Origin of the sequence: Serratia proteamaculans (genome assembly GCF_946227095.1) — a bacterium.
Taxonomy (GTDB): Bacteria; Pseudomonadota; Gammaproteobacteria; order Enterobacterales; family Enterobacteriaceae; genus Serratia; species Serratia proteamaculans_E.
Map to the genome: position 1 here is coordinate 151,120 of NZ_CAMISV010000005.1, position 14,092 is coordinate 165,211.

Sequence of the window (14,092 nt, forward strand, 5' to 3'; positions counted from 1 at the left end):
TCAGGTCCTCTCCGTTTTGCTTAACCACATTTCGTCCATGCTTCCACCCCGGATTTGCATCGGGTAAACATGTTCGGTCTCATCGACGGTGACGTCGACAAATACCAGACGCTCCTTCTCGGCCAGCGCCTGTGCCAGTTTGCTTTCCAGCTCATCCGGCGTGCGAATGGCGATGCCTACGTGGCCATAAGCCTCCGCCAATTTGACGAAGTCCGGCAGGGAATCCATATAAGACTGGGAGTGGCGGCCGGAATAAATCATGTCCTGCCACTGCTTCACCATCCCCAGATAGCGGTTGTTCAGGTTCACCACGATCACCGGCAGGTTGTACTGCAGCGCGGTGGACAGCTCCTGAATGTTCATCTGGATACTGCCGTCCCCGGTGACACACACCACGGTTTCATCAGGCAGTGCCAACTTCACGCCCAGCGCCGCCGGCAGACCAAAGCCCATGGTGCCCAAGCCGCCGGAGTTGATCCAACGGCGTGGTTTGTCGAACGGGTAGTAGAGTGCGGCGAACATCTGGTGCTGGCCGACATCGGAGGTGACATAAGCGTCGCCCTTGGTCAGCCGGTGCAGGGTTTCGATCACCGCCTGCGGCTTAATGGTGCCGCTGTTTTTGTCGTAGCTCAGGCAATCGCGCGCACGCCACTGCTCAATGGACTGCCACCAGTCACGCAACGCATCATGGTCCTGCGCCTTGTCTTCCTGTGCCAGTAGCTCCAGCATCTGCGTAAGCACCTGTTTGGCATCGCCAACAATTGGAATATCAGCGTCTACCGTCTTGGAAATTGAGGTAGGGTCAATGTCGATATGCAGTACGGTAGCGTCCGGGCAGTATTTGGCCAGGTTGTTGGTGGTACGATCGTCAAAACGCACGCCGACGGCAAAAATCACGTCAGAGTTGTGCATGGTTTTGTTGGCTTCATAAGTACCGTGCATGCCGAGCATGCCGACGCTCTGGCGGTGCGTACCGGGAAAAGCGCCCAACCCCATCAGGGTGCAGGTCACCGGCAGGTTCAGCTTCTCCGCCAATTCCAGCAGCTCTGCTTCACAGGCCGAGTTTATCGCCCCGCCGCCAACGTACATAACGGGTTTTTTAGCCGACAGCACGGTGTGTAACGCACGTTTAATCTGCCCGCGATGCCCTTGCACCGTCGGGTTATAGGAGCGCATGCTCACTTCTTGTGGGTAGGCGTAAGGCATTCTCACCGCCGGACCCACGATGTCTTTCGGCAGATCGATCACCACCGGACCAGGGCGACCGGTAGAGGCCAGGTAAAAAGCCTTCTTCAGGATGCCGGGAATATCTTCGGTGCGTTTGACCAGGAAGCTGTGCTTCACTACCGGGCGAGAAATCCCCACCATGTCGCACTCCTGGAAGGCATCATAGCCAATCAGCGAGCTGGGAACCTGACCGGAAAGCACCACCATTGGGATGGAGTCCATATAAGCAGTCGCAATGCCGGTTATCGCATTGGTCGCTCCGGGACCTGAGGTCACCAGCACCACCCCCACTTCGCCAGTCGCACGCGCATAGCCATCGGCCATATGCACGGCACCTTGCTCGTGGCGTACCAATATGTGATCGATTCCTCCGACCGTATGCAGGGCATCGTAGATATCGAGTACCGCCCCGCCCGGATAACCGAATACATGCTTAACGCCCTGATCGATCAACGATCGGACGACCATCTCGGCTCCTGACAACATCTCCATGGGTTTGCCTCCAGGCTAACTTATTCTTATCTGGTGCCGGAACGTGGCACCTGTTGTGGGGCAATACCCCAAACTTTTTATGGATTGACTATAACCCATTAACATAACGTCAGAATATAAGGCAGGCAAACGGCAAAATAGCACAATAACAGAATGGTTACTGGCAACGGGCTGGGGATTGGGGGTTTACAGAAACAATGCACTAGCCGCTGGCAAATCGGGCTAGGCATTGTTTCAGTCAGGCAATGAATTACAGAACTATATCAGGCAAGAAGGATGTCGTTTTTTTAACCAGACAAGCTGCCCGGCGGCGTGGCTAAGCCTTATCCTGGTACATCGAGTCAATTTCACTCTGATAGCGCTGCAAAATCACTTTACGACGCAGCTTCAGCGTCGGCGTCAGTTCCCCCAACTCCATCGAAAAGGCCGCCGGCAACAGGGTAAACTTTTTCACCTGTTCGAAACGCGCCAACTCTTTTTGCATCTCACGCAGGCGGTTGTCGAACATTTCCAGAATATGGCTGTGGCGCAGCAGTTCAAGTCGATCCTGGTATTTCAGGTTGATGGACTTGGCATACTCTTCCAGCGACTCAAAACTGGGCACAATCAAGGCAGAGACAAATTTACGTGCGTCGGCAATGATCGCCACCTGTTCGATAAAGCGATCCTGCGCCAGCGTGCCCTCAAGCATCTGCGGAGCAATGTACTTGCCACCGGAGGTTTTCATCAGATCCTTGAGACGCTCGGTGATAAACAGGTTGCCGCCTTCGTCAATGGCACCGGCATCGCCGGTCTTCAACCAGCCATCTTCGGTAAATGAGGCGGCGGTTTCCAGCGGCTTATTGAAATAACCGCGCATCACCACCGGGCCACGCACCTGGATTTCATTCTCCTCACCAATACGCACCTCGACCCCCGGCAGGGGTTTGCCAATCGAGCCAAAGCGGAAATTGCCCTCTTCCCAGCAGGAGACGGTGGCGCAGGTCTCGGTCATGCCATAACCATATTTGATGTTGATGCCCATCGCCTGGAAAAACAGGATGACATTGTCGTCCAGTTTGGCACCGGCAGCCGGCAAGAAGCGCACCCGCCCGCCGAGAATGCCACGCAGTTTACTCAACACCAGCTTGTCGGCCCAACGGTGGGAAAGATCAAACAACTTGCCCAGTGGCTTACCGGCGCGCTCTTGCAGAAACTTACGCTCACCGCAGACAATTGCCCAGTGGAACAGTGCACGGCGCAGCCAGGGGGCACGGGCAACTTTCTCGTGCACCGCGCTGAAGATTTTTTCGTAGAACCGCGGCACCGCGCACATCAGTGTCGGGCGTACCGCCGTCATGGCCTCACGCACCCAGTCGGTATTCGGTAAAAACACGTTTTGCGCACCGGAGTGCATGATGAAGAAGCTCCAGGCACGTTCAAACACATGCGACATCGGCAGAAAACTGAGAGAGACATCTTCTTCCGTTACCGTCAGTCGCTCATCGTGCAGATAAAGCTGTGCCGCCAGGTTGCGATAATCCAGCATCACCCCTTTAGGTTCGCCGGTGGTGCCGGAGGTGTAGATCAGCGTGAACAGATCCCGCAAATCGCAATCGGCAATCCGTTGTTGTAATTGCGATTCGAACGCCGCCGGATCGGCTTCACGCTCAAAGGCGCTCAGGTGCTGAGCAATCTCACAACCGCGCAGATCAACGCCATCATCAAACACAATAATGTGGTTCAGCTGCGGACAGACGCCGCGTAACGCGATGGCGGCATCCAGTTGAGCCTGTTCGCCAACAAACAGAATGCGGATATCGGCGTCATTAATGATAAAAGCCGCCTGCGCCGGTGTATTGGTGGCATACAGGGGCACGCTGACCCCACGTAACCGCAGGATCGCCAAATCCGCCAGCGACCAGGCCATGCTGTTATTGGCAAAGATCGCGATACGTTCTTGCACGTCGGTACCCAGCGCCAGCAGCGCACTGGCGATGTGGTTGATATGCGTATCGACCTGCTGCCAGGTCAGTTGGGTCTCGCCGGTGGGAGACCATTGGCGAAAAGCTGTGCGATCGGCACGCTGGGAAATTTGGTGCTGTATACGGTGAGTCAAATGGTATTGCAGCAGATTATTGATCATAGTGCCCTGAGCCTGAAATGAATCAAACAGTTAGCGTTGAGCAGGACATCTTGCTCTGCATCTCAGCTTACACGTGTTTACTTTTTTTCGCGCAGTCTACCTACTCTCTGGCAGCGGGAAAAGAGATTTCAGCGTAGAAGTGTGAGCTAAAACCCAGGTTAATTTCACCGCGACCTATCATTGGACAGAAGGGGGAGGAAAAGGTTTTATCCAGGTCACAAAACACAGGTTCGGCAGGCGCCATAGAAAACAGATAGAAACACCAACTGTAATTAATATTTCAGAACATTATTTTATAATGATAATTTTTAATGAAACTATCGAAGTCATTCGAAAGCCGTTAATTTAGAACACTTAAGCCAAGATATATCTTATATAAACCCAAGATAATTCCTAACCAACGGAGGGAGCGAATTATTCCCCCAACGGGAAACTACCACCTCGGGGTAATAATCGGCTGATTTACTCAGGCATATCAGACTGGCCAAGCATGACTTTCATCCATTGATGCCCCTTATCTCTTTCAGCGGACTCATGCCAGGACAGATAACAGGTCACCTTATTTTCATTGCAGGGAAACGGTATGAAACGTAGCTGTAATGCTTCAACCTGCTGCTGAGCCAACCAGGCCGGAACAATGGCAATCATGTCAGTATTGGATACCATACTCAGCACACTGTATAAATCGGTACATTGTTGAACCACGACTCGCTGCATCGCTTCCTCTATATAGTAAGGTTTACTGAAAGAATTAAAAATATCCAGTGAAACTACCGCATGCTGCTCTGAAAGGATTTGTTCCGGCGTGATACCTTTTCCAATTCTCGGATGTTTCTTGGCAACAACCAACACCAGCTCGTCCTCAAAAAGCGCCACACTTTTAAACTCTGCAGATTCGAAACAGTCATAGCCAATCACGAACTCAACCTCTTGGTAGCGCAATTGACTATCGATGTTGTTAGTTATGTATGATTTTATTTTCAAATGGGTCTGAGGCGCTATTTCTTTCATGTGATTGATTAGCTTGGCCCCCAAGCGTAAATCAAGTGGACTGCAAATGGCGATGGAGAAGACTCGCTCACTGGTAAAGGGTTCAAACTCTGCACCAGGCAGCTCATTTTGCACCAACTGCAATGCCTGTCTCACCGGCCCAAAAAGCTGCCTGGCCCTTACGGTAGGCTGGATCCCTCGGCCACAACGCACGAACAACTCGTCATTGAACATCAGCTTTAAGCGTGCCACGGCATTGCTCACTGCCGGTTGCGACATCCCCAAAAAGCTCGCCGCCCGGGTAATATTTTGCATCTGCATAACGGCATCAAACACGGTGAGCAAATTCAGATCGACGCTGCGTAAATGCAAATCGCTGGTTTCTTTCTCAGCGATCACTCCTGAATTACATTCCGACATATCCCACTCCACTAAGTCCTGTGTAGATAATTCTCCACGTACAATTAAAAAGTGATAATCCATCACTATTTTAATCCTACCAGGCAGAATTAGTTATCTTTCGCTCAGTTCATTCAAACCGAGCTCAAGCATCGTCCTATATACAAACATGGTTAAAAGTTAATACCTGCTGCACATCACATTCGTTTTTCTCACGGGAAGAGTTTACGCATACCAGTTAAATAGATTGATTTTATAAACCCACCTTCAGCTCTTCATTTAACTCCAGTGGCTTACCATTACCTCCTCACAAAAATACGGTTAGCAATCATTCCCTATCAAATAGCACGCCCATAATTTCCAGGCCCATGAACTTTACGAATAATTCATAAAAAACATAACCAACCACAAACACATTGATGACAAGAATACACCCCCCTCTCTTTTGCTTTTGGCTAGCATGCCCTCTGTCGTTTTGCATCTTTAATTTTAACCTAATAAACATCAGAAGCAATTGCGGCGATATATATTCATTTAATTTATGCTAACAGGTTCGCAAATCCTCCCCTGCCTTTTATCTGACAATATCATTTTTTACCGAACTATCTTCTGTTCCGCGCTACAGGTTAATCAGGAGGGCCGTGAGTACCCTCATTTTCAATCAGGTGTTGACATGACCAGGCCAATAACGTATCAAATTAGGCAACGAAACTATTTTAGAGAAGCTGAACCGCCATGAACCGTACTTACCGTCTACTAGGCCTACTACTTAACGCATCTTGTTTGCGCGGTATGCCGGTGGACGCAGTTCAGAGCTGATTCAGCCCACCTTCATAACAAACCCGCGCTACTGCGCGGGTTTTTTTTTACCCGCTTAGCGTGAAATAAACACGATAAGGAACGCCCTGATGAGCCAACAAGTCATTATTTTCGATACAACGCTGCGTGATGGCGAACAAGCGCTGCAAGCCAGCCTGAGCGTGAAAGAGAAGATTCAGATAGCGATGGCGCTGGAGAGAATGGGTGTCGACGTCATGGAAGTCGGCTTCCCGGTATCCTCACCGGGTGATTTCGAATCCGTACAAACCATCGCCCGCCAGATTAAAAACAGCCGCGTATGTGGCCTGGCCCGTTGCGTGGATAAAGACATCGACGTCGCAGCTGAAGCGTTACGCGTGGCCGAAGCCTTCCGTATTCACGTGTTCCTGGCCACTTCCACCCTGCATATTGAATCCAAACTGAAGCGCTCGTTCGACGAAGTGCTGGAGATGGCAATCCGCTCGGTGAAGCGTGCCCGTAACTACACTGACGACGTAGAGTTCTCCTGTGAAGATGCAGGCCGTACGCCGATCGATAACCTGTGTCGTGTGGTAGAAGCCGCCATCAACGCCGGTGCCACCACCATCAATATTCCAGACACCGTGGGCTACACCACGCCGAATCAGTTTGGCGGCATTATCACCACCCTGTATGACCGCGTACCGAATATCGACAAGGCCATTATCTCTGTGCACTGCCACGACGATCTGGGGATGGCAGTAGGCAACTCCATCGCCGCAGTGCAGGCCGGCGCACGCCAGGTAGAAGGCACCTTGAACGGCATTGGTGAGCGCGCAGGCAACACCTCGCTGGAAGAAGTGATCATGGCAATCAAAGTGCGCCAGGACATCATGAACGTGCACACCAACATCAACCATCAGGAAATTTTCCGCACCAGCCAAATTGTCAGCCAGCTGTGTAATATGCCGATCCCTGCCAACAAGGCGATTGTCGGTTCCAATGCCTTCGCCCACTCCTCCGGTATTCATCAGGACGGCGTGCTGAAAAATCGTGAAAACTACGAAATCATGTCCCCGCAGACCATAGGTCTGAAAGATGTGCAGTTGAACCTGACCTCCCGTTCCGGCCGCGCCGCGGTGAAACACCGCATGGAAGAGATGGGCTACAAAGAACAGGACTACAACCTGGACAATCTGTACGCCGCCTTCCTGAAGCTGGCCGATAAGAAAGGTCAGGTGTTCGATTACGATCTGGAAGCCCTGGCCTTCATTAATAAGCAGCAGGAAGAGCCCGAGCATTTCAGCCTGGACTACTTCAGCGTGCAATCAGGCAGCAGCATCATGGCCACCGCATCGGTGAAATTGATCTGTGGCGAAGAAGAGAAAGCCGAAGCGGCCACCGGCAATGGGCCGGTTGACGCGGTCTATCAGGCCATCAATCGCATTACCGGTTACCCCATCGAACTGGTGAAATACCAGTTGACCGCCAAAGGCCAGGGCCGCGACGCACTGGGCCAGGTTGATATCGTGGTGTCCTACAACGGCCGCCGCTTCCACGGCGTGGGTCTGGCGACCGACATCGTGGAATCCTCCGCCAAGGCGATGGTTCACGTATTAAATAATATTTGGCGCTCCCAGCAGGTAGAAAAAGAAAAACAGCGTCTGCAGCAAAGCAAACATCAAAATAATCAGGAAACGGTGTGAACATGACGAAGACTTACCACATTGCCGTCTTGCCCGGAGACGGAATCGGCCCGGAAGTAATGGCCCAAGCTCGTAAAGTGTTGGACGCAGTGCGTCAACGCTTTGATATCCGTATCACCGAAGCCGAATACGACGTCGGTGGCATCGCCATCGATCGCCATGGCAGCCCGCTGCCACAGGCCACCCTCGCCGGTTGTGAGCAAGCCGACGCCATCCTGTTCGGCTCAGTAGGTGGCCCGAAGTGGGAATACCTGCCGCCGGCAGAGCAGCCTGAACGTGGCGCTTTGCTGCCGTTGCGTAAACACTTCAAACTGTTCAGCAACCTGCGCCCTGCTCGTTTGTACCAGGGGCTGGAAGAGTTCTGTCCACTGCGTGCCGACATCGCCGCCCGCGGTTTCGATATTTTGTGCGTGCGTGAACTGACCGGCGGCATCTACTTCGGTCAGCCAAAAGGCCGCGAAGGCCAGGGCATGCAAGAACGCGCCTTCGATACCGAGGTTTATCACCGCTTCGAGATCGAACGCATTGCCCGCATTGCCTTCGAGTCCGCCCGTAAGCGTCGCAACAAAGTGACCTCGATTGATAAGGCCAACGTATTGCAGAGCTCCATTCTGTGGCGCGAAGTGGTCAATCAGGTCGCCAAGGATTACCCGGATGTGTCGCTGTCGCATATGTACATCGACAACGCCACCATGCAGTTGATCAAAGACCCGTCGCAGTTCGACGTGCTGCTGTGCTCCAACCTGTTCGGCGACATTCTGTCCGACGAATGTGCGATGATCACCGGTTCGATGGGCATGCTGCCTTCCGCCAGCCTGAACGAACAAGGCTTTGGTCTGTACGAGCCGGCCGGTGGTTCCGCGCCGGATATCGCGGGTAAAGGCATTGCCAACCCGATCGCCCAGATCCTGTCTGCCACCCTGCTGTTGCGTTACAGCCTGGGTGCCAGCGAAGCGGCCGATGCCGTTGAACGCGCCATCAATCAGGCGCTGGAACAGGGTTACCGCACCGCCGATCTGGCCGGTGTTGGCCCAGCTATCAGCACCGATGAAATGGGTGACATCATCGCCCGCTTTGTTGCTCAGGGGGCATAACATGTCTAAAACGTTATATCAGAAATTATATGATGCCCACGTGGTCTACTCAGCGCCGGAAGAAACCCCGCTGCTGTATATCGATCGCCACCTGGTGCATGAAGTGACCTCCCCGCAGGCGTTCGACGGCCTACGCGCCATGGGCCGTAAAGTGCGCCAACCGGGCAAGACTTTTGCCACCATGGACCACAACGTGTCCACCCAAACCAAAGACATCAACGCCAGTGGCGAGATGGCGCGCATTCAGATGCAAGAGCTGATCAAGAACTGCGAAGAGTTTGGCGTATTGCTGTATGACCTGAACCACCCGTATCAAGGCATTGTGCACGTGATCGGCCCAGAGCAGGGCATGACGCTGCCTGGCATGACCATCGTCTGTGGCGACTCCCACACCGCAACTCACGGCGCTTTCGGTTCACTGGCATTTGGTATCGGCACCTCCGAAGTGGAGCACGTGCTGGCGACCCAGACCCTGAAACAGGGCCGTGCCAAGACCATGAAAATTGAAGTGACCGGCGACGCCGCCGTTGGCATCACCGCGAAAGACATCGTACTGGCGGTGATTGGTAAAACCGGCAGCGCCGGTGGTACCGGCCACGTGGTGGAATTCTGTGGCACAGCCATTCAGGCGCTGAGCATGGAAGGCCGCATGACGCTGTGCAACATGGCGATCGAAATGGGTGCCAAAGCCGGGCTGGTTGCGCCGGACGACACCACCTTTGATTACCTGAAGGGCCGTCAGTTTGCACCAACCGGCGATAACTGGGAACAGGCCGTTGCCTACTGGCGCACGCTGAAATCCGACGACGATGCCAAATTCGACACCATTGTCACCCTGCGTGCAGAAGATATCGCGCCACAGGTGACCTGGGGCACCAACCCGGGTCAGGTTATCGCCGTCAACCAGACCATCCCCACACCAGAATCGTTCAGCGATCCAGGTGAGCGCGCCTCAGCCGAAAAAGCCCTGGCCTATATGGATCTGAAACCGGGCATCAAGCTGACAGACGTGCCGATCGACAAGGTGTTTATCGGTTCCTGCACCAACTCACGCATTGAAGATCTGCGCGCAGCGGCTGCCATCGCCAAGGGCCGCAAGGTCGCCAGCGGTGTTCAGGCCATCGTGGTGCCAGGCTCCGGTCCGGTGAAAGCCCAGGCGGAAGCCGAAGGTCTGGATAAAATCTTTATCGATGCCGGTTTTGAATGGCGTCTGCCGGGCTGCTCGATGTGCCTGGCGATGAACAACGACCGCCTGAACCCGGGCGAACGCTGTGCATCCACCAGCAACCGTAACTTCGAAGGGCGTCAGGGCCGCGGTGGACGTACTCACCTGGTCAGCCCGGCAATGGCCGCTGCGGCCGCTATTGCCGGCCATTTCGCCGATATCCGTGATATTCACTAAGGGACGCAACCGTGGCTAAATTTACTCAACATACCGGTTTAGTGGTGCCTTTGGATGCGGCTAACGTCGATACCGATGCCATTATTCCAAAACAGTTTTTACAGAAGGTAACGCGCACCGGCTTTGGCCAGCACCTGTTTAACGACTGGCGCTTTCTGGACGATGCCGGCCAGCAGCCAAATCCGGAGTTTGTACTGAACCAACCGCGTTACAAAGGTGCCAGTATTTTGCTGGCGCGTGAAAACTTCGGTTGCGGCTCATCGCGTGAACATGCCCCTTGGGCGCTGACCGACTACGGCTTTAGAGTGGTGATTGCCCCCAGCTTCGCCGATATCTTCTACGGCAACTCGCTCAACAACCAGCTGCTGCCGGTTAAGCTGAGTGAGCAGGACGTGGAAACGCTGTTCCAACTGGTCGCGGCCAATGAAGGCATTGAATTTGAAGTTGATCTGGAAAACCAGACGGTGAAAGCCGGTGACAAAAGCTATCCGTTCGAGATCGACAGCTTCCGCCGCCACTGCATGATTAACGGGTTGGACAGCATCGGTCTGACGCTGCAACACGAAGCAGATATTTCCCGCTACGAGGCGCAGCAGCCAGCCTTCCTGAACTGATATTAAATCACCCGCCGCCAGGCGGGTTTTTCTATTATCAATAGCCGATTACCAATAACCGAGCCATTTCCACCACGCCCCACCAATCAACATCCAAATCAGCAAGTTAACTATGCTCATCACCAAACCGGTTTTCCACCACTCACCCAACGTCGCATAGCCGGAGCCAAAGACAATCGGTGCCGTGCCGGTACCATAGTGGGTCAGCGACATCATCAGTGAAGAAGAGAAGGCCAGAATCAAGCCCAGCAACGCGGGCGGCGCACCGAGCGCAATACCAGCAGCAAAGAAGGCGGCAAACATGGCGGTAACGTGCGCGGTGGTGCTGGCGAAGAAGTAATGTGAATACAGATAGATGATGGTCAGCAGTACCGTGCCGCCAACCCAACTCATTCCCATATGATCAATACCGTTGCCCACGGTTTGCGACAGCCAACTGATTAACCCCAACTTGCCGAGGAAGCTGGCCATCATCACCAGCGCGGAGAACCACACCACCGTGTCCCAGGCTCCCTTGTGCCTGAGCACATCTTCCCAACTCAACACGCCGGTCGCCAGCAATACCGCCAGACCAATCAACGCGGCAGTGGTCGGGTTGACCGCCAGTGCCGGGCCGAAGATCATCGCCGGAATACCGGCCCACAGCACTAATAGCAGCGCAAACACCGCCAGCGTGATTTTCTCCGGCAGCGTCACCGGCCCCAGGGCCTGCAGCTTGTCGCGTGCGAAACGCGGAGCATCCGGGGTACTTTTCACCTCCGGCGGATACAACAGATAAATCACCAACGGCATGACGATCAGCGAACACAGCCCCGGTACCAGCGCGGCCACCGCCCACATGGACCAGGACAGCTCGAAGTTGCCATGCGTGCCTTTGGCGATCAGGCTGACGATCAACGGGTTAGGCGCGGTCGCGGTGATAAACATCGCCGAAGTGATCGGGTTGATATTGTAATTCACCAGCGACAGATAGCGGCCAATCTTGCCGGAGGTGTTCAACTCGGGTTTGGAGCCAAAGCTGTCGGCGATCGACTTCATGATCGGATGGATAATCCCGCCACCACGGGCGGTGTTACTTGGGGTCACCGGCGCCAGGGTGGTTTCCGCCAGCGTTAGCGCATAGGCAATGCCCAGCGTCTTCTTACCGAACAGCGAGATAAAGTAATAGCCGATACGCGCCCCCAGCCCGGTTTTGTTCAGGCTAAGGGAGATCATGATCGAAAAGCCGATCAGCCAGATCAACTGGTTGGAAAATCCGCTGAGCGCATCATTCAACGCAGCACCGGGTTTACCGGGATTGGTGACGCCCGTGACGGCCACCAGCGCAATCGCCACCACCGAAACGGCACCGATAGGCATAGCTTTGCCGATGATGGCGATGATGGTGCCGATAAATAGCGCGAGCAAATGCCAGGCATTGGGTTCCACCCCTTCTGGCACGGGGATCACAAACCAGATAAGTAAGGCGGCAAGGACGGCACACAGAGAAGGGACGGGCTTGAGCGGCGTTAGTTTATCCATAACATACCCACTTTTCTAAACGGATCGGCATCTCAGCAGCAAGATGGGCGGGAACGCGCTCATCGCGTTCCGGGTCCGTTCAGCTTGGGGGGCTGGCGTCATGTTCTCAATGACATGCGTCAAGGTTGGTGACGTTTAAGCTCACACTTCCCGCACGCGGGCACTCATCCACAACGCCACCACCGCCAGAAGGGTCGCCAACCAGTAAACTGCATAGTGCCCCAGGTTTTCCACCAGCGCCCCCTGCAGTACCCCGGCCAGGATCACCCCGGTGGAAATACTGTTGGTAAACAGCGTGGTCGCCGCGCCCGGTCGGCCCGGCATCAGGTCCTGGAAATAGAGCATACCGATACCGGCGATGATGCCGATAAATATGGCGTTGAACAGCTGTAGCACCATCAGCGCCAGCTTAAATTTAAACATCACCAACCCGGCATAAAACAGGATGCCGGCCGCCACGGCGAACAGCATCATGTTGCGCTTACCGAACCGTTTGACGTAATAACCGGCCAGCAACATTGCCGGGATCTCCAGCCCGGCGGCGGTCCCCATCAGCAGCCCCGCCAAATCCTCCGGCAGGCCCAGATCGGCAGTGATATACAGCGGCATGTCGATGATATACAGGGTGTTGCAGGTCCACATCAGCATCGAGGCAATAAACAAGCGTCGTACATCGCGGTTGCGCCAGGCGCCGACAGGGACGATAGGAGCCGAAGGGATCGCCGCCAGTGCATTCCCCGGCTCGACCGGAGCCGCACGGGGCACCGAAGGCAGGGTAAACCACACCAGCAATGCACAGATCGCGAAGGTCGCCGCGGCAATCATGAACATCACGGTAAATCCGTAGTTCAGCGCCAGCGTAAACGACAGCGGCGGACCAATCACCCAGGCCAGCGACAGTTGCGCACGCATCACCGAGCTGAACATCACCACTTCACGCGCCGAACTGTCGGCATATTCCCGCGCCAGCGCGAAAATCTGCGGCATCGCAGTATTGGCAATCGCCGACAGCAACACCCCGGCGGTGATCAATGTCAGGTAGTCACGGTTAAAGGCAAACAGCAGACAGTTGCCAACCGCCATCAGGCAACACAGCAGGATCAACTTGCGCCGATCGCCGCGCATATCCGAGCGCTTGGCCAACAGGAAACTGACCGCAATACCAACAATGGCGTTAACGGTATAAAACAGGCCAACCCACAGCGGCCGCACCTTGACCTCGGTGGTCAGGAACAGGCTCAGCGTCGGCGCCAAGAGCGCGCCGGCAATGCCGGAAAGAAACGCAATCAGCAGGAATGCGGCAAAGATCGGATTAAAGCGGCGTGGCAGCCAGCGCTGGCGTTTCATTTCTTTGTTCCTGACCCTAAAGCGGAAGACAGAACCTTAGGCTACGGTGGCAAAATTGCAAGAACATCACCGCGGTCCATAATAAAAAAACCAGTGGGTATGACCCCACTGGCTGGTGAACAACACCATTACTCAGAAACCTTTTCTACCCCGAGCCTCACAGGTGCTCGCGATATTGCTTATCTGTCATGCTATGGATATCCCATTGGGTTAAATGCGCCAGCATCTCCAGCCGCGCCTGTTCAGGCACCAGCTCCAACCAGTCGGCCCGCTGGCGGCGTACCGCTGTGAAATACCGCTGATAGAACTGTTTTGACAAGAAAACTTTCATCCGTCGCCCTCCCCCTTTCATTGAGGAAAATTATCGGCGTAATATAGGGAAAGATAAATTGATGAGT

At 54.3% G+C, this 14,092-nt stretch carries 10 protein-coding genes; 4 read left to right on the forward strand and 6 right to left on the reverse strand.

Going from position 1 to position 14,092, the window contains the following annotated elements:
* The 3 genes from ilvI to leuO all read right to left on the reverse strand — a co-directional run bounded on the left by ilvI (window position 1) and on the right by leuO (window position 5,254).
* Window positions 1-1,719 carry an acetolactate synthase 3 large subunit gene (gene ilvI / locus OC597_RS12265; protein WP_099063084.1) on the reverse strand — a complete coding sequence of 573 codons (1,719 nt, stop codon included), beginning with the start codon at window positions 1,717-1,719 and terminating at the stop codon, window positions 1-3.
* A 316-nt stretch (window positions 1,720-2,035) separates the two neighbouring features.
* Window positions 2,036-3,844 carry an AMP-dependent synthetase/ligase gene (locus tag OC597_RS12270; RefSeq protein WP_262208887.1) on the reverse strand — a complete coding sequence of 603 codons (1,809 nt, stop codon included), beginning with the start codon at window positions 3,842-3,844 and terminating at the stop codon, window positions 2,036-2,038.
* Between the two features lie 462 nt (window positions 3,845-4,306).
* The gene (gene leuO / locus OC597_RS12275; protein ID WP_262209079.1) at window positions 4,307-5,254 is read right to left on the reverse strand and encodes a transcriptional regulator LeuO; all 948 of its coding nucleotides are present in this window, start codon (window positions 5,252-5,254) and stop codon (window positions 4,307-4,309) included.
* Window positions 5,255-6,141: 887 nt separating this feature from the next.
* Here leuO and leuA point away from each other — a divergent pair.
* Genes leuA through leuD form a run of 4 tightly spaced genes read left to right on the forward strand, consistent with a single transcriptional unit; the run spans window position 6,142 to window position 10,826 of the window.
* Window positions 6,142-7,716: a 2-isopropylmalate synthase gene (gene leuA, locus OC597_RS12280; RefSeq protein ID WP_017891594.1), complete on the forward strand. Its 1,575-nt coding sequence runs from the start codon at window positions 6,142-6,144 to the stop codon at window positions 7,714-7,716.
* Window positions 7,717-7,718: 2 nt separating this feature from the next.
* Window positions 7,719-8,810 carry a 3-isopropylmalate dehydrogenase gene (gene leuB / locus OC597_RS12285; protein WP_262208888.1) on the forward strand — a complete coding sequence of 364 codons (1,092 nt, stop codon included), beginning with the start codon at window positions 7,719-7,721 and terminating at the stop codon, window positions 8,808-8,810.
* 1 nt (window position 8,811) lies between these two features.
* Window positions 8,812-10,212 (forward strand): 3-isopropylmalate dehydratase large subunit, encoded by a 1,401-nt coding sequence (leuC, locus tag OC597_RS12290; RefSeq protein ID WP_262208890.1) that lies wholly within the window; start codon window positions 8,812-8,814, stop codon window positions 10,210-10,212.
* An 11-nt stretch (window positions 10,213-10,223) separates the two neighbouring features.
* Window positions 10,224-10,826, forward strand: coding sequence for a 3-isopropylmalate dehydratase small subunit (gene leuD / locus OC597_RS12295; RefSeq protein ID WP_085120215.1), 603 nt, complete (start codon window positions 10,224-10,226; stop codon window positions 10,824-10,826).
* A 48-nt stretch (window positions 10,827-10,874) separates the two neighbouring features.
* On the opposite strand, the gene OC597_RS12300 is transcribed toward leuD, so the two are convergent.
* The 3 genes from OC597_RS12300 to sgrT all read right to left on the reverse strand — a co-directional run bounded on the left by OC597_RS12300 (window position 10,875) and on the right by sgrT (window position 14,025).
* Window positions 10,875-12,347 carry a DASS family sodium-coupled anion symporter gene (locus OC597_RS12300; RefSeq protein ID WP_261285588.1) on the reverse strand — a complete coding sequence of 491 codons (1,473 nt, stop codon included), beginning with the start codon at window positions 12,345-12,347 and terminating at the stop codon, window positions 10,875-10,877.
* 141 nt (window positions 12,348-12,488) lie between these two features.
* Entirely contained in the window at window positions 12,489-13,694 is a 1,206-nt protein-coding gene (locus OC597_RS12305; RefSeq protein ID WP_261285587.1) for a sugar efflux transporter, read from the reverse strand.
* Between the two features lie 157 nt (window positions 13,695-13,851).
* Window positions 13,852-14,025, reverse strand: a complete 174-nt coding sequence (gene sgrT, locus OC597_RS12310) for a glucose uptake inhibitor SgrT (protein ID WP_261285586.1) — start codon at window positions 14,023-14,025, stop codon at window positions 13,852-13,854.
* Window positions 14,026-14,092 lie beyond the last annotated feature (67 nt).

What these genes read in the sequence shown, in the direction of transcription:
- leuB (WP_262208888.1), top strand. Translation starts at nt 7,719, where the DNA reads ATGACGAAGACTTACCACATTGCCGTCTTGCCCGGAGACGGAATCGGC.
- OC597_RS12300 (WP_261285588.1), bottom strand. Translation starts at nt 12,347, where the DNA reads ATGGATAAACTAACGCCGCTCAAGCCCGTCCCTTCTCTGTGTGCCGTC.
- OC597_RS12270 (WP_262208887.1), bottom strand. Translation starts at nt 3,844, where the DNA reads ATGATCAATAATCTGCTGCAATACCATTTGACTCACCGTATACAGCAC.
- leuA (WP_017891594.1), top strand. Translation starts at nt 6,142, where the DNA reads ATGAGCCAACAAGTCATTATTTTCGATACAACGCTGCGTGATGGCGAA.
- OC597_RS12305 (WP_261285587.1), bottom strand. Translation starts at nt 13,694, where the DNA reads ATGAAACGCCAGCGCTGGCTGCCACGCCGCTTTAATCCGATCTTTGCC.
- leuC (WP_262208890.1), top strand. Translation starts at nt 8,812, where the DNA reads ATGTCTAAAACGTTATATCAGAAATTATATGATGCCCACGTGGTCTAC.
- ilvI (WP_099063084.1), bottom strand. Translation starts at nt 1,719, where the DNA reads ATGGAGATGTTGTCAGGAGCCGAGATGGTCGTCCGATCGTTGATCGAT.
- sgrT (WP_261285586.1), bottom strand. Translation starts at nt 14,025, where the DNA reads ATGAAAGTTTTCTTGTCAAAACAGTTCTATCAGCGGTATTTCACAGCG.
- leuO (WP_262209079.1), bottom strand. Translation starts at nt 5,254, where the DNA reads ATGTCGGAATGTAATTCAGGAGTGATCGCTGAGAAAGAAACCAGCGAT.